Genomic DNA, 20,981 nt, shown 5'->3' with positions numbered 1-20,981 from the left:
AACCCCTATAGGTAGCATTCTCGGCGCCTCGCCGTCCAGCGAACGCGTCGGCAGGAAGCGCAACGTGGCCTATAATGGCGCGGCACCCGCCATCCACAGATACGAGCAAGACATGACCCAGGACGAACTGAAGGACGCCGTGGCCGCCGCCGCCATCGCCGAAATCGAACCGTGGCTCGAGCGCGACACCATTCTCGGCATCGGCACCGGCTCCACCGCCAACCTGTTCATCGACCGCCTGGCGCGGCTGCGCGACGACTTCAAGGGCGCCGTGGCCAGCTCGGAGGCCAGCGCCAAGCGCCTGCGCGACCACGGCATCGAGGTGTTCGAGCTCAACAGCGTGGGCACGGTGCCTTTCTACATCGACGGCGCAGACGAAGTGAACGCTCACTTGCACATGATCAAGGGCGGCGGCGCGGCGCTCACCCGCGAGAAGATCGTGGCCGCCTGCGCCGAGCGCTTCATCTGCATCGCCGACGCCTCGAAGCGGGTCGAGCGCCTGGGCGCCTTCCCGCTGCCGGTGGAGGTGATTCCGATGGCCCGCTCCTACGTCGCGCGCGAACTGGTCAAGCTGGGGGCCGACCCGGTCTACCGCGAGGGGGTGGTCACCGACAACAGCAATCAGATCCTCGATTGCTTCGAGTTCATGATCGACGACCCGGTGGCCATGGAGGCGCGCATCAATGCCATCGTCGGCGTGGTCACCAACGGCCTGTTCGCCGCCCGCGGCGCCGACGTGCTGCTGCTGGGCACCGAGCAGGGGGTGGAGCGGATGACCCCAGCCTGACGTAGGCTATGCCTGAAAACTGTCTGCGCTTGGCCATACGGCGTTAAAAATCAGCTCAAAGTACTCATTTACACCGCGTAAACTCCGTCTTTTCGCTGATTTTTGCCTAGTCTGGCCTTCGCTCGCCGACTTTTCAGACAGAGCCTTGCGTTACTCACCTGGCAGCAGGTGCTCGAGTCCGGCCACGGTGCGCGCCAGGGCGCCGCGATTGGCGGCCACCACCGCCAGGCCGGCCTCGGCCAGACGATGACGCTCGGCCTCGTCGAGGAACAGGGTGACCAGCGTATCGGCCAGCATGGCGCTGTCCCTCACTTCCACCAGCGCACCGCCCTGGCGCAGCGTCTCGGCCACGTCGGCGAAGTTGGCCAGCTCCGGGCCGGTCAGCACCGGCACGCCCATGGCGGCGGGCTCGAGCAGGTTGTGCCCGCCCACCGGCACCAGGCTGCCGCCGACGAAGGCCAGGTCGGCGGCACCGTACAGCATCAGCAGCTCGCCCATGGTGTCGCCCAGATAGACGGCAGTACGCGCGTCGGGCCACTCTCCGTGGGAACGCCGTGCCAGCCCCATGCCGCGCTCGCGACAGAGCTCGGCCACCGTGTCGAAGCGCTGCGGATGACGCGGCACCAGGATCAGCAGCGCTTCGGGGTAGGACTGGCGCAGGCGAGCGTGCGCCTCGAGCAGCCGCTCGTCCTCGCCGGGATGGGTGGAACCGGCCACCCACACGGGGCGCGAGCCCAGCCGCGTGCACAGCCGCTTGCTCTGCTCGCTCGCCGCATCGTCCACGGCAATGTCGTACTTGAGCGAACCCACCACGTCGGTGCGAGTGGCTGGCATGCCCAGGGCGCGGAAGCGCTCGGCATCGCCGCGGGACTTGGCGGCCAGCCAGTCGAGCTGGGCCAGCGCCGCCGCCATCAAGGGCCGCAGGCGGCGATAGCCGCGAAAGGCGCGCGGCGAGAGACGTCCGTTGACCACCGCCGTGGGCACGCCGCAACGACGGCACGCCGCCAGCAGGTTGGGCCACAGCTCGGTCTCGAAGAAGATGGCGAGCTCCGGGCGCAGACGCGCGACGAAACGCCTGGCGGCACCGGGATAGTCCAGCGGCACGAAGCGATGGGCGAGACGCTCGGGCTCGCCGGCCCGGCGTTGCGCCTCGATCAGGGCATGCACCCGCTCGGCGCCGGTGGCGGTCATGGTGGTCACCAGCAGCCGATGGCGGGGGTAATGTGCCAGCAGCGCCTCGATCAGCGGGCGGGCCGCCTGCACCTCGCCCACCGAGGCGCAGTGCAGCCATAGCCAGGGCCGGCCGGCGGGAGAGGGGGGCCGCAGCCCGAGCCGCTCCGCACGGGAGTTGGTGAACGCATGCTCACGCCAGACCCTGCGCCAGACGAGAGGAGCGAGCAGATAGAGCGCCGCCGAGTAGAGCCAGCGCGGCCAGCGTCGCGGCGCCGACATCAGCTCTCGCGGTCGAGAATGGTGGCGATCATGGCGGTGGTGGAGACCCCGTCCTCGAAGCCCAGCACCTTCACCTCACCGCCGGCGGCACGCACCGCATCGCCGCCGGCGATCTCGTCGACGCGATAGTCGCCGCCCTTGACCAGCACGTCGGGCAGCACCGCCTCGATCAGGCGCTGCGGTGTGTCCTCGCTGAACGGCACCACCCAGTCCACCGCGCCGAGGCCGGCCAGCACCTGCATGCGCCGGGCCAGCGGATTGATCGGCCGCTTGGGCCCCTTGAGCCGGCCGATGGAAGCGTCGTCGTTGACCGCCACCACCAGCCGGTCGCCGAGCTGCCGGGCATGCTCCAGGTAGGCCACGTGGCCGGCATGCAGGATGTCGAAGCAGCCGTTGGTCATCACCACGCGCTCGCCGCGCATCTGGGCGGCACGCACCGCCTCGACCAGCGCCGCTTCCTCGATGACACCGAACTCGGCCAGCTTGTCGCCGTGAACGGCGGTGTAGAGCTCGGCGATGGAGAGCGTGGCGGTACCGGGTTTGGCCACCACCAGCCCGGCGGCCAGGTTGGCCAGGGTCATCGCCTCGGGGAAGCCGTGGCCGGCCGCCAACGCCAGGCCCAGCACGCCGATCACGGTATCGCCGGCGCCGGTGACGTCGAACACCTCGCGTGCGCGGGTGGGCAGGTGCAGCGGCTCGTGGTCGCCGCGAATCAGGGTCATGCCCTTCTCGCTGCGGGTGATCAGCAGCGCCTCGAGCTCGAGGCGGTCGCACAGCGCCGCGCCCTTGGCGGCCAGCTCCTCGTCGTCGCGACAGTGGCCCACCACTGCCTCGAACTCGGCCAGGTTGGGGGTGATCACGCTGGCACCGCGATACTTGGTGAAGTCGCTGCCCTTGGGATCGATCAATACGCGCTTGCCCGCTCCGCGCACCAGCGCGATCAGTTCCTCGACCCGGCTCAGCGTGCCCTTGCCGTAATCCGAGAGGATCACCAGATCGCAGTCGGGAAGCCCCTGCTCGACCCGCGCCAGCAGGCCGCGGGTGTCGAGTTCGTCCAGGCCGTCCTCGAAGTCGAGCCGGATCAGCTGCTGATTGCGGCTCATCACGCGCAGCTTGGTGATGGTGGGGATGCCGGGGCTGCTCTGGAAGTAGGTGTCGACCCCAGCGGCGTCCAGCCGCTCGACCAGACGGCGGGCGTTGTCGTCGTCGCCGACCATGCCGCTGAGCGCGGCATGCGCCCCCAGCGAGGCGATGTTGAGCGCCACGTTGGCAGCCCCGCCGGGTCGGTCTTCGCACTCTTCCACCCGAACCACCGGCACCGGCGCCTCCGGCGAGATGCGTGAGGTGCCCCCATGCCAGTAGCGATCGAGCATCACGTCACCCACCACCAGCACGTGCGCCTGTTCCAGCGCGGTCAGGTCAAGCTTCATCGGGTCGTTCCTCTTCCTTGCGGTCGTTGGGGCGTGCCAGCAGCGCGTCGAGCCGCTCGACCACGTCGTCGACGCGGATCAGTGCCATGGCGTCGGGATGGCGTACGCGCTGGCCCCAGGTGATCTCGTCGGGTTCTCGGTGCATGTAGGCGCGCACCGCGTCCGGGTAGCGGTTGACCACGTACTCGCGCCACAGGTAGGGCGCGGCGCGGTCCGGGTTGGTGGTGGCGAACAGCCCCACGACCGGCGTGCCCATGGCGTTGGCCATGTGCACGGGTCCGGAGTCGGGAGCGATCACCGCCCGGGCGCCGGCGATCAGCGCCAGCAGGCCCTTGAGCGAAGTGGCGCCGATGGCGTCGATCACCGCTTCCGGCCGGCTGAGGGCGGCGATACGCTCGCCCATCTCGCGCTCCTGAGTGCTGCCGCCGCCGGTGAGTACCGTCTTCAGGCCGTACTGGGCCCAGGCGTGTTCGATGACGGCGGCATAGCCTTCCGCCGACCAGTTGCGGAAATTGCGCAGCCGCGGGTTGGCGCAGGGGCTCGTCAGCAGGTAGGCGGCATTGCCGGTCAGCGCCGCGGCCTCCTCGAGAGCCGACTCGGGCACCGGCACGTTCCATGCCAGCGACAGATCCTCCACCCCCAGCAGGCGGGCAAAGTCGAGGAACGACTCCAGCACGTGGGCGCGGGGGTGGGGGGCCAGCTGACGATGCGTGAACCAGTGCTGGGCATCCTTGGCCCGCGCCTTGTCGTAGCCCACCCTCACGTCGGCCTTCAGCCCCAGCGAGAGCACGCTGGCCCGCAGTGCCTGCTGCATGTGCAGCAGCACGTCGAAGCGTACATCGGCCAGCTCACGCCACAGCCGGCGCATGCCGGCCAGCCCCGAGGCCTTGTCGTAGACCGCGAATTCGACCCCCGACAGACCAGCCAGTAAACTGTGTTCCGCCTTGCCGATTATCCAGGTGATGCGCACGCCGGGCCACTGGCGCTGCAAGGCGCGAACGGTGGGCACCAGGTTGCAGACGTCGCCGAGGGCGGAGAGTCGCAGCACGGCGATGTGGCGCGGTTGGGCGGGCAGAGGATGCTTCATGCAGTTGGCAACGTGTCGGACGGGAAAGACCTTCATTCTATATGATGCGGACAGTGTATGTGACGCCGAACCGGCGCCACAAATCGGCCCGCGGCTGTTCGACCCCGAGCATTGGCGTCGCGCCGGTAACGTGCTCGGCGAAGCCCCCGGGCGCGGCAGCAGCCTGTTTCTCGATGCCGGGCGCGAGCAGTGGGTGCTACGCCCCTATCGTCGCGGCGGCCTGATCGCCAGGCTGAGCGAGAGCCGCTATCTTTGGACGGGACTCGAGCGCACTCGCGCCTTTCGCGAGCTGCGCCTCACTGCCCACCTTCACGCACTGGGGCTGCCGGTACCGCGACCGGTGGCCGCCGCCGTCACCCGCGCCGGGCCGACCTACACGGCCGCCCTGATCACCGTGCGCATCCCCGGCGCCGGGGCCCTGGCCGAATGCCTGGCCGAGGCCGAGCCGGCGCTGCTCGAACGGGTCGGCGCCACCATCCGCCGCTTTCACGCGGCGGGCCTCGACCATGTCGACCTCAACGCCCGCAATCTGCTGATAGATCGTACCGGCAAGGTGTGGCTGATCGACCTCGACCGCTGCCGGCTGCGCGCACCCGGCGGCTGGCAGGAAGACAATCTGGCGCGTCTCGGCCGCTCGCTGGCCAAGTTCGCCGCCCCCGCCGAGGCCATGTCGGCCATTCGCCGCGGCTACGCCTCCGACGATGCCGGCTGACGCGCCTTGCCACGCTCGGGGTAGAGACGCTCGAGCAGTTCTTCCAACCCCTGCAGAATATCCATCTTGCCCGGCACCTGGCCGTCGCGATGGAACACCGCCTCGTGGCAATCCTCGTAGCGCGGCCAGTAGCGAAACGGCACGGTCATGAAGAAGATGCCCAGCGTCGGGGTATGGGTCGCCAGCGCCAGGTTGCGCACACCGGTATCCCCCGACACCAGCACGCTCGACGCCGCCATCCATGGCGCCAGCCGCTCCAGGTCCATGCGCCCCTTGATCTCTACGTTGTCGTGACGGGCCGCCACTTCGGCGAGGAAGTCGCCGGACTCTTCGGCCTTGTGACCTTCGAGCAGCACATGACGGTAGCCGGGAAATTCGGTTGCCGCCTGCTCGATCAGCTGGCGCCATGACTCCTGGGACAACGACTTCTCCGCCACGGCGGCATAGGGGAAGTAGACGATGCGCGGTTCCGCCAGGGCGCGCTGATGGCGCGGCATGGCGAATTCCAGCGGGTACTGCGGCTTGTGTCCCATGATCTTGAGAAAGTCGAGCAGTACCTCGGCCTCGTAGTGAAAGTCCGAGCGCAGGATGCCGACGTCGAACAGCAGCTTGTTGAGCCCGCTACGGTAGGGGAAGCCGAGCTTGACCCGCGCCGACGTCAGCAGGGTCTGCAGCCGCGAGCGGGCCGTGTCGGCCAGATCGAAGAGCACGTCGACCTCGCGGTACTGGCGCAAGGAGTGCAACTGCTCACGCAGCGAACCGCGGGAGTCCAGCACGTGCACCTCGTCGACCAGATCGTCGGGCACGGCGTACTGGTACTTGCTCACCGTGCTCAGGGTGATGTGCGCCTGGGGAAACAGGCGCCGGAGCTCCACCAGGAACGGCCGTGTCGCCATCATGTCGCCGAAGGCGCACTGACGGATCACCAGAATCCGGCGCACCCGCTCCACGTGCAGCCGCGACAACCATTTGCGCCCGCGATTGTTGAGATAGCCGCCCTTTTCGATCCAGGCTTTCATGATGTTGGCTCCTTCCCGGCGTATTCTCGAATCAGGGCTCCGACATGCGCCGCCACGCCGAAATGGCGCTCGGCTCTTGCCCTCGCAGCCCGGCCGAGGCGCTCGCGCAGGGCCGCGTCCTGACCGAGCTCCGCCATGGCGTCGGCCCAGGCCAGCGGCTCCTCGGCTGCGGCAAGGCGCCCGCAGTCGGCCTCGAGCAGCTCGGGAATCGCCCCGCTGTCGGCACCGACGATGGCCTTGCCGGCGGCCATGGCCTCGACCACGGTAAGGCCGAAGGCCTCATTACGCGATGGCACGCAGACGATGTCCAGTGCCTCGAACAGGCGCGGCAGGTCAGGACGAAACCCGGCAAAGGTCACGCGTTGCTCCAGCTTCAGGTCCCGGACCCGCGCGCGCAAGTGCGAGACGTAACGTTCGTCACTGCCCTCACGGGCCGAGAGGCCGCCAATCAGCACGCCGTGCCAGTCCAGCTCGGGAGCGCGCTCGGCCAGACAGGCCAGTCCTTCCAGCCACACCTCATGGCCCTTGCCGTCGGTCAGCCGCCCGGGCAGGCCGATCGCCACCTGACCCGGCATGCCCCCCAGCTCGCGGCGCAGCGCCTCACGTGCCGGCTCATCCAGCTGCGGGGCATAGGGCGACAGATCGATGCCCAGATAGAGCCGGCGGATGCGTTCCGGCGGCAGCGGAAAGGCCGCCAGGTTGCGCCGTCGGGTGGCCTCGCTGATGGCGAAGAGCCGGCTGACGCGCCCGTAGGCCCAGCGATGGTACAGGTCCTTCTTCGGCCGGGTCACGCCCATGTGATCGGTGAAGAACAGCTTTAGCGTCGGCCGCAGGGTCGCCAGCAGCGCCCCCAGGCGCAGGTCGCTGGACTTGTGGCAGTGCAGCACCTCGATGCCGTGACGCTTCAGATAGCCCAGTATGTGCCCCACCTGCAGCAGCGCCCGCCCGCGCGAGGGCACCGTCAGCGGTGCGATTCCGGTCGACGCCAGACTCTCGGCGACCCGCGAGCCGGCCAGCGCCAGACCATGGGCCTGCCACCCCTGACGTTGCAGCTCGGGTATAATCCGCGCAGGATACATTTCGAGTCCGCCCCAGCCATCCGAGAGGCAGATATGCATGACCTTGTGCGACAAGGCTGTCTCCTTCGTCGGTCAACCGGGGCTCGGGAGCCCAGATGACGTCTTCTTCCCGCGTGACCGCTCGTCACGCAGCGAATCGGCCGCCGCACATCCTGGTGGTGCGCAACGACAAGCTCGGCGATTTCATGCTCGCCTGGCCGGCGCTGGCCTGTCTCAAGGCCGCCGCCCCGCAAGCGCGGATCAGCGTGCTGGTGCCGGCCTATACGGCGCCGCTGGCCGAGCTGTGCCCATGGATCGACGCGATCATCGTCGATCCCGGTGACGGCGCCGGAAAACAGGCGCAGCGCGAGCTTCTGGCAAGGCTGCGCAGCGAACGCTTCTGCGCCATGCTCACGCTCTACTCCACGCCGCGTATCGGCTGGCTCGGCTGGCGAGCCGGCATCCCCTGCCGCGTGGCGCCCGCCACCAAGTGGGCGCAGCTATTCTACAATCATCGCGTCGTTCAGCGCAGGTCGCGCTCCGACAAACCGGAGTATCTCTACAACGTCGAGCTGGCCGAAGCGCTGCTGGCAGCCCAGGGCCGGCAGCCCGAGACACGCCCCACGCCGCCGTACTGGCCGCTGTCGCCCGACACCGTGGCAGCCCAGCGTGGCTCGATGGCCGAGACGCTGGAGCTGGATCCGTCGCGGCCGTGGCTGTTCCTGCACGCCGGCAGCGGCGGCTCGGCGGTCAATCTCTCCTCGCCTCAGTACGCCCAGCTGGCCGCCGCCATCGATACCCGGCTTGCCGCAGACGGCATTCGCGCCCACTGGGTGCTGACCGCCGGCCCCGGCGAAGCGCCGGCGGCACAGGCCTTGTGCGAGACGCTGCGCGGCACGGGGGTGCAGGCCCAGGTGCTGCCGCCGCGCACGAGCCTCGCCGACTTCGCCTTGGCGCTCAGCGCCGCCGACCTGTTCGTCGCCGGCTCCACCGGACCGCTGCATATCGCCGGTTGCCTGAACCGCCCCACGGCCGGCTTCTACCCCTCGCGTCGTTCGGCCACTGCGCTGCGTTGGCAAACCTGCAACGACGAGAGCCGCCGCCTCGCCTTCAGCCCGCCCGAGGGCGCCGGCGAAAGCGAGATGTCGGCCATCGACCTCGAGGCCGCGGCCACCGCGATCAGCGCTCTGGTGTCTCGTCGGGCGGCGGAGACGTCCGCGTCCTGACCCACAGGTCGGCGTACTTGGCAAAGGTGGAGTGCGCCGACAGCAGCGCCAGCAGCAGCCCCTGGCGGCCATCGAGAAAGCCCGCGCGCAGCAGGTACATGCGCAGGAAACAGCCCAACCCGTGGATGAGCCCGGCCGCAAGGCTGCCCTTCTTTCCGCGCGCGACACGCTGCTCGGCCCAGGCCTGAGCGTAGTGGGCCGACTTCTCGAGGTAGTGGCGCAGGTCGCGGTAGGTGTAGTGCAGCAGGTCGCCCTCGAGCGCCTTGACCGGCAGCCCAGCAGGATTGTGCAGCTTTTCGTGCACCAGGGCCGCGTCGTAGCCGGCCTTTCCACGCGGATAGAGACGTGCCACCCGGTCGGGGTACCAGCCCGAATGGCGAATAAAGTCGCCGAAGCACCAGGAGAGGCGCGGCAGGGTATGGATTGCCGGCTCGTCGGTGGCGACGGCGGCCTGGATGCTCCGACGCAGCTCCGGCGTCACCCGCTCGTCGGCATCGACCATCAGGATCCAGTCGCTCTCGACCATGGCTTCGGCCCGCTGGCGCTGCACGCCGAAGCCCTGCCAGTCGTCATTCACCGCCACCTTGTCGGTGAACTCCCGGGCGATGGCGCAGGTGGCATCGTCACTGCCGGCATCGAGGACCACGATCTCATCCACCCAGCGCAGCGTCTCCAGGCAGGCACGCAGATGCGCAGCCTCGTTCTTGACGATCAGTACCGCAGCCAGGCTCATCGCCCTCTCCTCGTCGCTTCGGCGGCTGGCCAGTTTACTGCCGCAGGCCGGCGGCCAGCAAATCGCTGGCCGCCGCAGGCCGCTGTGCGATTCGTGGTGCATGGGGCGCGAGACTTGATAAGCTGGGAAGCGAATTCAATGGATGAATCCTCACATGCCGATTCCCTCCAAGCTACTCGAGTTGCTTCGCCTGCGTTGGTTGTCGCTGTCGGTCATCGGGCTTTGCGTGGGCTATGCCATCACCGTGCTGACGCGAGCTCCCACCTGGAGCCTGCCTTTGCTGGCGCTTGTCTGGCTGGGGCTGGGTGCGCTTTTTCGCTGGGGAGCGCCGACGTCACCGGCGTACCGTTACGTGCCGCGCAAATGGTGCTGGTCGCTGCTGCCAATCGCTCTGTGGGGGCTCTACATCTACCTGACCGAGAGCTTCGGCATCGTCGACCTGGCTGCGGTCTTCTTCCACCTGCAGGCCGGTATGGCCGAGCATGGCGGCGTCAGCCGCATCGGTGCCGCCTTCACGTATACCTTGGCGATGGCGGTTCTACTGGGCTCGTTCATCTGGCTCGTACGGCATGACCGCCGCTGGCGCCGGGCCGAGCCCTTCCTCGCCCTGGTGTTACTGGCCAGCAACCCGTTGCTCTACGGTGTGGGCCAGCGCGGCGCTGCCATCGTCACCAAGCCCGGCGCCTGGCTCGAGCGCCAATACGTCGAGCCGATCCTGCTCGAGACGCCCGAGGACCCGCCCAATCTGCTGTTCATGTACCTGGAGAGCATCGAGCGCACCTATGCCGACCGGGAGCGCTTCGGCGATGCATACGCCGATCTGGATGCCATCGGCGAACACGGCCTGGTCTACGAGGGCGTCCGACAGATCGACAATACCGGCTGGACCATGGCCGGCATGATCGCCAGCCAGTGCGGCACCCCCTTGATGCCGGCCGGACTGCTGCACGACCGCCAGTTCTCGCCACTGGAAAAGGTGGTACCCGGCGTCGACTGCCTGGGCGATCTGCTCTCCGAACAGGGCTATGAGCTCAGCTACCTGGGCGGAGCCAGCACGGCCTTTGCCGGCAAGGGCCTTTTCTACAAGGGGCACGGCTTCGATACCGTGCTCGGGCGTGAAGACCTGCAGCCTCTGCTGGACGACCCGGAGTACGTCAACAACTGGGGGCTCTACGACGACTCGCTCTATGACTTCACGCTAGAGGAGCTGCGCCGCCTCAACGAGACTGGGCGCCCCTGGGGGTTGATCAACCTCACCATTGCCGGCCATGCGCCGCGCGGTTACCCGGCCCAGTCCTGCATCGACAGGCAGGGCGAATTCGACGGCGTGGACATCCTCTACTCGGTCGAGTGCTCGGCCTGGCTGGCGCGCGATTTCCTCGAGCGCGCCGACGCCGAAGGGCTGCTCGACAACACCATCGTGGTGATTGCCAGCGATCACCTGACCATGCGCGTTTCGGCCTGGGAACAGCTGATCCAGGGCGAGCGCGACAACACCTTCATGCTGCTGGGGCCGGGCATTCCCGTGGGGCGCGAGAGCCGCGAGGCCTCCATGGTGGACGTCTTCCCGACGGTGCTCGAGGCCATGGGCTTCACCATCGACTGGCACCGGGCCGGGCTCGGTGTCTCGCTGCTGTCGAATGAGCCGACGCTGCTCGAGGAGCACGGCAAGCAGTACGTCAACGACCGCATGCGCGAGGAGATCGCGCTGCAGGAACGTCTCTGGGAGGGACTGGCGCCGCCGCGCCAGGAGAACGAGGAGGAGACGCCCCAGGAGCAGGTCGTGGAGGCACCGGACGATACCACCGGCGAGCGCCCGGCCGACGTGCAGTGATGCGCTCAGCCGCGCACGATGACGGCGGCGTCGGCGGCCTTCAGGACAGCGGCCAGCACCCGCTGGGGCGACAGCTGCACCAGGCAGTTGGTGTGCCCCAGCGGACAGGTCCGCTCGAAGCAGGGTGAACAGCCGAGCCCCAGGGTGTGAATCTCGGCCCTGTCGGTGAGCGGCGGCGTATAGGCCGGCGACGACGAACCATAAAGCGCATGCACACGAGTGCCCACCGCCGCGGCCACGTGCATCAGCCCGGAGTCGTTGGTCACGACCTGCTGGCAGTCGGCGAGCAGATCGACCGCATCGGCCAGCCGGGTCTGTCCGCACAGGTTGTGAACGTATGGCAGGCCTTCGGCAATCGCCGCCCCGGCGGCGACATCCTTGGGGCCACCCATCACGCGAACCTCGAAGCCCTCGTCCACCAGCCGCTCGGCAAGCTCGCGAAAATGGCCAAGCGGCCACTGCTTGGCCGGCCCGTACTCGGCCCCGGGCATCATGCCGACGGCCGGCCGTGTGGTCAGTCCCAGACGCGTGCGCAGCTCATCGAGATTGTCCGAGTCGACCCGCAAACGCGGCCGGGGAATGGCGAAATCGCCGCGCCGGGCTTCCTCGGCCGTCAGCCCCAGCGCCACGAAGCGCTTGACGGTCTGGTCCAGCAGGGTCTTGTCGAGTTCGCGGCGATCGTTGAGCAGGCCATAGCGCTGCTCACCGGTGAAGCCGGTGCGACGCGGAATCCGGGCCAGGAACGGCACCAGGGCCGATTTCCAGGAGCGCGGCAGCACGATGGCCCGGTCGAAGCGTCCGCGCAGCCGCCCGGCCAGCGCACGCCGGATCGACCAGCCGAATTCGCCATGGCCGACATCCAGGCTCGCCACCTCATCGACCTCCGCCATGCGCTCCAGAATCGGCTGCGACCAGCCCGGTGCCACCACACCGATGCGGCACCCCGGCTGATCCTGTTTGAGGGTCATGAACAGACTCTGGGCCATGACCATGTCGCCGACCCAGGAGGGGCCGACCACCAGGATACGCGGGGCGGTGGCGGCAGCCGCCTGGCTCATCCCCTGGCCCCGGCCAGCCACTCGAGATAGGCCTTCACACCCTCGGCCACGGTGCGGAACTCATCCTCGTAGCCGGCCTCGCGCAGGCGCGTGATGTCGGCACGGGTATAGCTCTGATAGCGCCCCTTGAGCTCATCGGGAAAGTCGATGTACTCGATGCGCCCGCGGCCATGGAAGTCGATGACCGCCTCGGCGATGGCCTTGAACGGCTCGGCCCGACCGGAGCCGAGATTGAAGATGCCCGACTTGTCGGGGTTGTCGAGGAACCACAGGTTGACGTTCACCACGTCGCCGACATAGACGAAGTCGCGGCTCTGCATGCCCGCTTCATAGCCGTCCCAGCCGCCGAACAGCCTGAGGCCCTGACCCGCCGAAATCTGGGTGTGGTTGTGGTAGGCCACGCTCGCCATCTTGCCCTTGTGCTGCTCCCGCGGGCCGTAGACGTTGAAGTAGCGAAACCCCACCACCTGGCTGGTGAACTCATCCCAGTGCTGACGCACATACTGGTCGAACAGCAGCTTGGAGTAGCCGTAGACGTTGAGCGGCTTCTCGTATTCCGGCTCCTCGCGAAACACCTGGCTGCCGCCGTAGGTGGCCGCCGACGAGGCATAGAGGAAGGGAATGCCCTGCTGCTGGCAGTAGTGCAGCAGCACCTTGGAGTACTCGAAGTTGTTGTCGAGCATGAAGCGGCCGTCCCATTCGGTGGTGTCCGAGCAGGCCCCCTCGTGGAAGATCGCTTCGATCGGCGGCAGGCGCGAGGGCTCGCCGCGTAGCGCCGCCTCGACGCGGGCACGGAAGTCGTCCTTGTCGAGATAGTCGCCCAGGGTGCAGTCCGCCAGGTTGACGAACTTGGTACCGTCGGAGAGATCATCGACGACCAGCACGTCGTTGCGCCCACGCTCGTTGAGGGCCTTGACCAGATTCGAGCCGACGAAGCCGGCGCCACCTGTCACTACGATCATGTATACCTCGCTGGGGCGCAAGCGCTGCGCCTATAACCCATGTGCCTGTGATTGTATACTTGACGCCCTGTGAATTCATGGCCAACGGTGCTTCCGCAATGACTCCCTCGTCAAACCCGTCGCAGACGCTCTCGACACCTTCGTCGACCTCGGCTCAAGGGTCGACGCCAGACGCGACCACATTTCAGGGTCTGATACTCGCCCTGCAACAGTATTGGGCCGAACACGGCTGCGTGGTGCTCCAGCCGCTGGACATGGAGGTTGGGGCCGGCACCTTCCACCCCGCTACCTTCCTCCGCTCCATCGGCCCGGAAACCTGGAATGCCGCCTACGTGCAGCCTTCCCGTCGCCCCACCGACGGTCGCTATGGCGAAAACCCCAACCGCCTGCAGCACTACTACCAGTTCCAGGTGGTGATGAAGCCCTCCCCCGCCGATCTGCAGGAGCGCTTCCTGGGCTCGCTCGAGCGCCTCGGCATCGACCCGCTGGTGCATGACATTCGCTTCGTCGAGGACAACTGGGAGTCACCGACCCTGGGCGCCTGGGGTCTGGGCTGGGAGGTCTGGCTCAACGGCATGGAGGTGACCCAGTTCACCTACTTCCAGCAGGCCGGCGGGCTCGAGTGCTACCCCGTCACCGGCGAGCTCACCTACGGTCTCGAGCGCATCGCCATGTACCTGCAGAACGTCGACAGCGTCTACGATCTGGTGTGGACCATCGCCCCGGACGGCACCAAGGTCACCTACGGCGACGTCTATCTGCAGAACGAGCGGGAGCAGTCGGCCTACAACTTCGAGCATGCCGACGTGCCGGTCCTGTTCAATGCCTTCGACCACCACGAGCGCGAGTGCACCAAGCTGCTCGAGGCGGGACTGCCGCTACCGGCCTATGAGCAGGTGCTCAAGGCTTCCCATACCTTCAACCTGCTGGATGCCCGCCACGCCATCTCGGTGACCGAGCGGCAGCGTTTCATCCTGCGTGTGCGCACCATGGCCCGCGACGTGGCCCACGCCTATTACGCCTCGCGCAAGGCCGCCGGCTTCCCGCTGGCCCCCGAAGCCCTGCGCCAGGAGCTGCTGGCCCAGGACATGAACGCCGAACAGGGAGACGCGTGATGGTTGCCAATACGTTTCTGATCGAGCTGGGCGTCGAGGAGTTGCCGCCGAGTGCCATCGACACGCTCTCCGATGCCCTGGCCGAAGGCATTCGTCGCGGCCTCAGCGAGGCCGAGATCGCCTTCGGCGACATTCGCGCCTACGCCACGCCACGCCGCCTGGCAGTGCAGGTGATGGAGCTGGCCGACAAGCAGCCCGACCGCGAGGTCGAGCGCCGCGGCCCGGCCCTGGCCGCCGCCTACAAGGACGGCCAGCCGACCAAGGCCGCCGAAGGCTTCGCCCGCTCCTGCGGCGTCGCCGTTGCCGACCTGATCCACCTTGAGACCGACAAGGGCACCTGGCTCGGCTATCGCGAGCAACAGCAGGGCGAAGCCACCACACGGCTGCTGCCGGCCATCGTCGACAAGGCCATTGCCGCCCTGCCGGTGCCCAAGAACATGCGCTGGGGCGCCTCGCGGGTCGAGTTCTCGCGCCCCGTGCACTGGCTGGTGATGCTCTACGGCAGCGAGGTGGTGGAAGCCCAGGCGCTGGGCCTAACCTCGGGCCGCACTACCCGCGGCCACCGCTTCCATGCCCCCGAGGCCATCGCGCTGGCCCATGCGGACGACTACCTGGCCACCCTCGAGCAGGCCTGGGTACTGGCCGATCGCGACCGTCGTCGCGAGCGTATCCGCGAGCAGGTGCTGGCCGAGGCCGAGGTGCAGGATGCCCAGGCGGTGATCGACGAGGCCCTGCTCATCGAAGTGAGCGGCCTGGTGGAATGGCCGGTGGCCCTGGCGGGCAGCTTCGACGAGCGCTTCCTCGAGGTGCCGGCGGAGTGCCTGATCTCGTCGATGAAGGCCAACCAGAAATACTTCCACCTGCTCGACGACCAGGGCCGGCTCAAGCCGCAGTTCATCACCATCGCGAACATCGACAGCCAGGATCCGCAGCAGGTGATCGAAGGCAACGAGAAGGTCATTCGTCCGCGGCTGGCCGATGCCGCCTTCTTCTACGACACCGACCGCAAGCAGCCACTGGCGGCACGCATCCCCGGCCTGGCCAACGTGGTGTTCCAGCAGCAGCTCGGCACCCTGGCCGACAAGGCGCACCGCAGCGCCGCCGTGGCCGCCTTCATTGCCGGCCGCATCAACGGCGACGTGGCCCAGGCACGCCGTGCCGCCGAGCTGGCCAAGTGCGACCTGGTCACCGAGATGGTGCTCGAGTTCCCCGAGCTGCAAGGCATCATGGGGCGCTATTACGCCACCCACGACGGCGAACCGGCCGAAGTGGCCCAGGCTCTCGAGGAGCAGTACCTGCCGCGCTTCGCCGGCGACGGGATCCCCGCCTGCCGCACCGGCCAGGCCCTGGCCCTGGCCGACCGCCTCGACACCCTGACCGGTATCTTCGGTATCGGCCAGCGCCCCAGCGGCACCAAGGACCCCTTCGCCCTGCGTCGCGCCGCCATCGGCGTGCTCAACATCATGATCAAGGGCGAGCTGGATCTCGACCTGCGCGAGCTGCTGGAGCTGGCCGCCGCACAGCACCAGGAGCTGCCTTACGCGGAGAAGCTGGTCAACGAGGTGCTGGGCTACATGCTCGACCGTTTCCGTGCCTGGGGTCAGGACGAAGGCATTCCCGCCGAGGTCTACCTGGCCGTGCGTGCACGTCCGGTGACCAAGCCGCTGGATTTTGCCCGCCGCATGCGTGCGGTTCACGTCTTCACCCAGCGCGAGGAGGCCGCGGCCCTGGCCGCCGCCAACAAGCGGGTGTCCAACATCCTGGCCAAGCAGGCCGGTGAACTCGGCATGCAGGTGAACGAAGCACTGCTGCAAGAGTCGGCCGAGCGCACGCTGTACGAGGCCGTCGCCACCAGTCGCGAGCGTGTGCTGCCACTGTTCAGCGAAGGGCGCTACCGCGAGGCGCTGGATATTCTCGCCGGCCTGCGCGCCCCGGTGGACGCCTTCTTCGATGACGTCATGGTCATGGCCGACGACGACGACGTGCGCCGCAACCGCCTGACGCTGCTGGCCGGCCTGCAGGCGCTGTTCCTCGAAGTGGCAGATATCGCACTGCTGCAGCAGTAAGAGGGCTGCCGAAGCCGGTCGGGCATAGCCCGGCCGGCTTTTTCATGCCCTGCGCCTTGGCTTGCTACGAACCGACGCCACCTTCGTGTTTCACGTGAAACATCCCGGCCGCACGAGCATGCTTGGCACGAGGCGTTTCACGTGAAACACTTGCCCTTCACTCGACTGCCTATGGTGCAAGATGCCCAACGCACCCCGACTCGTGATTCTCGACCGCGACGGTGTCATCAATCGCGACTCCGACGCCTACATCAAATCTCTCGACGAGTGGATTCCCTACCCCTCTTCCATCGAGGCGATAGCGCGGCTGAGCCGCGCTGGCTGGCAGGTGGCCATCGCCACCAACCAGTCCGGCATCGCTCGCGGCTACTATGACGAGACCACCCTGGCCACGATGCACGCCGAGCTCGAACGGCTGGTGGCGGCTGCCGGTGGCGAGATTGCCCATATCGCCTACTGCCCCCACGGCCCGGACGACGGCTGCAACTGTCGCAAGCCCCGGCCCGGCCTGCTCGAAGAGATACGCACCAGGCTGGGGCTGGATAGCCTGAAAGGCAGCTGGATAGTGGGCGACAGCCTGCGCGATCTACAGGCGGGAGAGTCGATGGGCTGTCGTTCCGTGCTCGTGCGCACCGGCAAGGGCAGCCGCACCGAGGCAAACGGGTCGGGTTTGGAAAACGCACAGATTTTCAACGACCTGGCCGCATTTGCCGATTGGCTGCTAAGCCAGGCCTAGGCGCTTTTCGTAAAAGACTTGGAACAGCCGTACTGACCTGAGTACCCCGCATGAAAAAGCCGACCTCGAAGGGTCGGCTTTTTTGCTTACGCTGGGCAGCGCGCTGTTTCACGTGAAACATCGCCGCCATCCATCACACGTCCAGATTGGCCACCAGCGCGTTGCTTTCGATGAAGGCGCGGCGAGGTTCCACTTCGTCGCCCATCAACGTGTTGAACATCATGTCGGCGGCCACTGCATCCTCGATGGAGACGCGCAGCAGGCGCCGCGTCTCGGGATCCATGGTGGTTTCCCACAGCTGGTCCGGGTTCATCTCGCCCAGCCCCTTGTAGCGCTGTACTGCCAGGCCGCGCTGCGCCTCGGCCATCAGCCACTCGAGAGCCTGGTAGAAGGTGCTTACCGTCTTCTTGCGCTCGCCCCGGGCAATGTAGGCGCCCTCTTCGAGGAGACCGTCCAGCGTTTCGCCAAGCGCTGCCATGGCGCGATAGTCGGCGCTGGTGAAGAAGTCGATGCCCCAGACGTAGTCGGAGCTTACGCCGTGGGCCGTCAGCGTGACCGCGGGCAGGAACAGCTCGCGCTCGGTGTCCTCTTCGAGGCGGAAGGTATAGCGCGGGCCGCCTTCGTAAGCGACCAGCGCATCCATCTCCTGCTGCAGGTAGGCGATCCAGTTCTGCATGGTGACGCGATCCTTGAGGCTCGCTTCACCCTCCAGGCGCGCGGCGTGAACCACCTTGCGCAGCACCTCGTTGGGATAGACGCGCGACAGGCGGTCGATCCGCTTCATCACGTCACGGTACTGGCCGACCAGCGATTCCAGCTGCGCACCGGTGACGGGCGGCGCTTCCGGGTTGACGTAGAGCCGGGCGCCGTCCATCGCCGTGGTGGTGAGGTAGTCGATCAGCGCCTGTTCGTCCTTGAGGTAGGTCTCTTGCTTGCCCCGCTTGATCTTGTACAGCGGCGGCTGGGCGATGAAGACATGCCCACGCTCGATCAGCTGCGACATCTGACGGAAGAAGAAGGTCAGCAGCAGCGTACGAATGTGCGAGCCGTCGACGTCCGCGTCGGTCATGATGATGATCGAGTGGTAGCGCAGCTTGTCCGGATTGAACTCCTCGCGCCCGATGCCGCAACCCAGCGCGGTGATCAAGGTGCCTACCTCGGCGGAAGAGAGCATCTTGTCGAAGCGCGCCTTCTCGACGTTCAGGATCTTGCCCTTGAGCGGCAGAATCGCCTGGGTGCGGCGGTCACGGCCCTGTTTGGCACTGCCGCCGGCCGAGTCGCCCTCGACCAGGAACAGTTCGGAGAGGCTCGGGTCCTTCTCCTGGCAGTCGGCCAGCTTGCCCGGCAGACCGGCGATGTCCAGCGCGCCCTTGCGGCGGGTCATGTCGCGCGCCTTGCGCGCCGCTTCGCGGGCACGGGCGGCGTCGAGCATCTTGTTGACGATCGACTTCGCGTCGTTGGGGTTCTCGATCAGATAGTCCGAGAACAGGCGGCCCATCTCCTGTTCCACCGCGGTCTTGACCTCGGAAGAGACCAGCTTGTCCTTGGTCTGGGAGGAGAACTTGGGATCCGGCACCTTGACCGAAATGATCGCCGTCAGGCCTTCACGGGCATCGTCACCCGAGGTGGCCACCTTGGACTTCTTGAGCAGCCCTTCGGACTCGATGTAGCCATTCAAGGTACGGGTCAGTGCCGCACGGAAACCGGCCAGGTGAGTTCCACCGTCGCGCTGCGGTATGTTATTGGTATAACAGAAGATATTCTCGGCGAACGAGTCGTTCCACTGCATCGCCACCTCGACCACCACGCCGTCCTCTCGCTCGGCTTCGAAGTGAAACACGGGGTTGAGCACGGTCTTGTTGCTGTTGAGGTGATTGACGAACGCCTTCAGCCCGCCCTCGTAGTGGAACAGCTCCTCCTTGCCGCTGCGCTCATCGGTCAGGCGAATCGCCACCCCGGAGTTGAGGAAGGAGAGCTCGCGCAGGCGTTTGGCCAGGATATCGTAGTGAAACTCGATATTGGCGAAGGTATCGGGGGAGGGTTTGAAGTGCACCCGGGTACCGGTCTTTTCCGTCTTGCCGACCACGCTGAGCGGCGCCTGGGGCACGCCGTGGCGGTAGATCTGCTCATGCACCTGTCCGGCCCGCCAGATTGTCAGCTTGAGCTCCTCGGACAGCGCATTCACCACCGAGACGCCGACACCGTGAAGCCCGCCCGACACCTTGTAGGAGTTGTCGTCGAACTTGCCGCCGGCGTGCAGCACCGTCATGATCACTTCCGCCGCCGACACGCCCTCTTCCTCGTGGATGTCGGTAGGCACGCCGCGACCATTGTCACTGACGGTGATGGATTCGTCAGGGTGGATGATCACGCGCACTTCGCTGCAGTATCCGGCCAGGGCTTCATCGATGGAGTTGTCCACCAGCTCGAACACCATATGGTGCAGACCTGTCCCGTCATCGGTATCGCCGATGTACATGCCGGGACGCTTTCGCACGGCATCCAGGCCCTTGAGAACCTTGATGCTCGATGAGTCGTAAGCTTGTTCGCTCATTGACTACTCCATGATGAAGTCTATCTGTGCCTCAGGCACTAGCTGCCCTGCACCGGAAGCCGCTTGTTTCACGTGAAACATCGCGATGGGCGTATGGGGCTCCCATGGCCCCACCAGGGCATCGTGTTCGACACTCGTGATGAATGCCTGGCAGCGCATGGTCTCGAGCAGGCGGCAAAAGACACGCCGATGCTCGGCATCGAGCTCTGCAGGCAAGTCGTCGATCAGGTAAAGGCAGTTACGCCCTGTCGACAGCTCAAGCAGCCTTCCTTGCGCCAGCTTGAGCGCACTCACTACCAATTTCTGCTGCCCGCGCGACAGCACCTCCACCGCGGGCCGTCGCCCCAGCCGTATTCTGAGGTCGGCACGCTGGGGCCCCTGCTGAGTGAAGCCCATGTGGAAATCCTGCTCGCGGCCCTGTTCCAGCACTTCTTGCAGGGTGCGCTGCTTGTCCCAGCCGCGGGAATAGCGCAAGCGCAAGTCGGGCAGTTCGATCAGCCGCCCGAGCGTTTCCTCGAATACCGGAACGAAGCTTGCCATCCACTCGCGGCGCAGCGCATCGACGCGCTCACCCCAGTGGGCCAGCTCCTGTTCCCAGGCAGCCAGGCTATTGACGTCCATTCTATCATGCCTGAGGAGTGCATTCCGATGCTTCAACGCACGCTTGGCGCGGCGCCAGGCGTCGTAGAAGTCATGTTTCACGTGAAACACTCCCCAGTCGAGAAACTCTCTACGCCCGGCCGGTGCCCCCTCGAGCAGGCGGAAGGCGTCGGGGTTGACCAGCTGCAGGGGAAGGGCCTCGATGAGCTGCGCCAGGCGGGGCACCCGCTCCCCCGCCATGCGCATCTCGAGCTCGCCGCCCTCACGCTCCCGACGTATGCCGATGGGTACGGGCGGTGTACCTTCGAGCCGGGCAAACAGCGTCATTTCCGGCGCGTCATGGCCGATGGCGTGCTTCAGCTGCCGTGTGCGGAAAGAGCGCCCCATGCCAAGAATGTGCAGCCCCTCGAGCAGGCTGGTCTTGCCGCTGCCGTTGCGTCCCACGATCAGATTGATGCCGGGGCTCGGCGTGACATCGAGCGGGGCCAGATTCCGCAAGCCGGTGAAGGCCAGGCGTTCGATCAGCATGCAGCGAAACGCAGGGCGTGGCGG

Annotated in this window: 17 protein-coding genes; 7 read left to right on the top strand and 10 right to left on the bottom strand. The window is 66.9% G+C overall.

The genetic code is table 11. The features are described 5' to 3' along the window. Positions 1-112 precede the first annotated feature (112 nt). Positions 113-787: a ribose-5-phosphate isomerase RpiA gene (rpiA, locus tag C4S71_RS08320; RefSeq protein ID WP_103968832.1), complete on the top strand. Its 675-nt coding sequence runs from the start codon at positions 113-115 to the stop codon at positions 785-787. A gap of 150 nt (positions 788-937) precedes the next feature. Here the strand turns inward: rpiA and waaA are convergent, their stop codons facing one another. Genes waaA through C4S71_RS08305 form a run of 3 tightly spaced genes read right to left on the bottom strand, consistent with a single transcriptional unit; the run spans position 938 to position 4,756 of the window. Beyond that, positions 938-2,239 (bottom strand): lipid IV(A) 3-deoxy-D-manno-octulosonic acid transferase, encoded by a 1,302-nt coding sequence (waaA, locus tag C4S71_RS08315; RefSeq protein ID WP_103968831.1) that lies wholly within the window; start codon positions 2,237-2,239, stop codon positions 938-940. Then, positions 2,239-3,669 (bottom strand): bifunctional D-glycero-beta-D-manno-heptose-7-phosphate kinase/D-glycero-beta-D-manno-heptose 1-phosphate adenylyltransferase HldE, encoded by a 1,431-nt coding sequence (gene hldE / locus C4S71_RS08310; RefSeq protein WP_103968830.1) that lies wholly within the window; start codon positions 3,667-3,669, stop codon positions 2,239-2,241. The genes waaA and hldE overlap by 1 nt, the downstream gene beginning before the upstream one ends. After that, complete coding sequence (locus C4S71_RS08305) at positions 3,659-4,756, bottom strand: glycosyltransferase family 9 protein (protein ID WP_086510853.1); 1,098 nt, start codon at positions 4,754-4,756, stop codon at positions 3,659-3,661. The genes hldE and C4S71_RS08305 overlap by 11 nt, the downstream gene beginning before the upstream one ends. On the opposite strand from C4S71_RS08305, the gene C4S71_RS08300 reads away from it, so the two are divergent. Beyond that, positions 4,755-5,468, top strand: a complete 714-nt coding sequence (locus tag C4S71_RS08300; RefSeq protein ID WP_103968829.1) for a 3-deoxy-D-manno-octulosonic acid kinase — start codon at positions 4,755-4,757, stop codon at positions 5,466-5,468. The two genes, C4S71_RS08305 and C4S71_RS08300, sit on opposite strands and share 2 nt — an antisense overlap. Here C4S71_RS08300 and C4S71_RS08295 read toward each other — a convergent pair. Together C4S71_RS08295 and C4S71_RS08290 are read right to left on the bottom strand one after the other, a co-directional pair. Beyond that, entirely contained in the window at positions 5,444-6,487 is a 1,044-nt protein-coding gene (locus tag C4S71_RS08295) for a glycosyltransferase family 9 protein (protein WP_086510855.1), read from the bottom strand. The genes C4S71_RS08300 and C4S71_RS08295 overlap by 25 nt on opposite strands. Beyond that, a complete protein-coding gene (locus C4S71_RS08290; protein WP_103968828.1) occupies positions 6,484-7,620 on the bottom strand; it encodes a glycosyltransferase family 4 protein in 1,137 nt (378 codons plus the stop codon). Before C4S71_RS08290 ends, C4S71_RS08295 begins: the two co-directional genes overlap by 4 nt. 41 nt (positions 7,621-7,661) lie before the next feature. Here C4S71_RS08290 and C4S71_RS08285 point away from each other — a divergent pair, with 41 nt between their 5' ends. Further along, positions 7,662-8,771 (top strand): glycosyltransferase family 9 protein, encoded by a 1,110-nt coding sequence (locus C4S71_RS08285; RefSeq protein WP_103968827.1) that lies wholly within the window; start codon positions 7,662-7,664, stop codon positions 8,769-8,771. Here C4S71_RS08285 and C4S71_RS08280 read toward each other — a convergent pair. After that, positions 8,725-9,504, bottom strand: coding sequence for a glycosyltransferase family 2 protein (locus tag C4S71_RS08280; RefSeq protein ID WP_086510858.1), 780 nt, complete (start codon positions 9,502-9,504; stop codon positions 8,725-8,727). The two genes, C4S71_RS08285 and C4S71_RS08280, sit on opposite strands and share 47 nt — an antisense overlap. Before the next feature lie 154 nt (positions 9,505-9,658). On the opposite strand from C4S71_RS08280, the gene C4S71_RS08275 reads away from it, so the two are divergent. Further along, a complete protein-coding gene (locus tag C4S71_RS08275) occupies positions 9,659-11,338 on the top strand; it encodes a sulfatase-like hydrolase/transferase (protein WP_103968826.1) in 1,680 nt (559 codons plus the stop codon). Between the two features lie 5 nt (positions 11,339-11,343). Here the strand turns inward: C4S71_RS08275 and waaF are convergent, their stop codons facing one another. After that, positions 11,344-12,396 (bottom strand): lipopolysaccharide heptosyltransferase II, encoded by a 1,053-nt coding sequence (gene waaF, locus C4S71_RS08270; protein WP_086510860.1) that lies wholly within the window; start codon positions 12,394-12,396, stop codon positions 11,344-11,346. Beyond that, positions 12,393-13,358, bottom strand: a complete 966-nt coding sequence (rfaD, locus tag C4S71_RS08265; protein WP_086510861.1) for an ADP-glyceromanno-heptose 6-epimerase — start codon at positions 13,356-13,358, stop codon at positions 12,393-12,395. Before rfaD ends, waaF begins: the two co-directional genes overlap by 4 nt. Before the next feature lie 98 nt (positions 13,359-13,456). Between rfaD and glyQ the strand changes: the two genes are divergently transcribed. The 3 genes from glyQ (at position 13,457) to gmhB (ending at position 17,275) form a co-directional block, all read left to right on the top strand. After that, a complete protein-coding gene (glyQ, locus tag C4S71_RS08260) occupies positions 13,457-14,473 on the top strand; it encodes a glycine--tRNA ligase subunit alpha (RefSeq protein ID WP_234239972.1) in 1,017 nt (338 codons plus the stop codon). After that, positions 14,473-16,539 (top strand): glycine--tRNA ligase subunit beta, encoded by a 2,067-nt coding sequence (glyS, locus tag C4S71_RS08255; protein ID WP_103968825.1) that lies wholly within the window; start codon positions 14,473-14,475, stop codon positions 16,537-16,539. The genes glyQ and glyS overlap by 1 nt, the downstream gene beginning before the upstream one ends. 181 nt (positions 16,540-16,720) lie before the next feature. Further along, a complete protein-coding gene (gmhB, locus tag C4S71_RS08250; protein ID WP_103968824.1) occupies positions 16,721-17,275 on the top strand; it encodes a D-glycero-beta-D-manno-heptose 1,7-bisphosphate 7-phosphatase in 555 nt (184 codons plus the stop codon). Between the two features lie 133 nt (positions 17,276-17,408). Here gmhB and gyrB read toward each other — a convergent pair whose 3' ends face one another. Then, the gene (gyrB, locus tag C4S71_RS08245; RefSeq protein WP_086510196.1) at positions 17,409-19,829 is read right to left on the bottom strand and encodes a DNA topoisomerase (ATP-hydrolyzing) subunit B; all 2,421 of its coding nucleotides are present in this window, start codon (positions 19,827-19,829) and stop codon (positions 17,409-17,411) included. A 3-nt stretch (positions 19,830-19,832) separates the two neighbouring features. Next, positions 19,833-20,957, bottom strand: a complete 1,125-nt coding sequence (gene recF / locus C4S71_RS08240) for a DNA replication/repair protein RecF (RefSeq protein WP_086510197.1) — start codon at positions 20,955-20,957, stop codon at positions 19,833-19,835. Positions 20,958-20,981: the final 24 nt, after the last annotated feature.

The sequence above is a fragment of the Billgrantia desiderata genome (assembly GCF_900108215.1).
In the GTDB taxonomy this organism is placed as follows: domain Bacteria; phylum Pseudomonadota; class Gammaproteobacteria; order Pseudomonadales; family Halomonadaceae; genus Halomonas; species Halomonas desiderata.
Note: the sequence above shows the minus strand (reverse complement) of the source record. Positions and strands in the feature narration are given on the sequence as shown.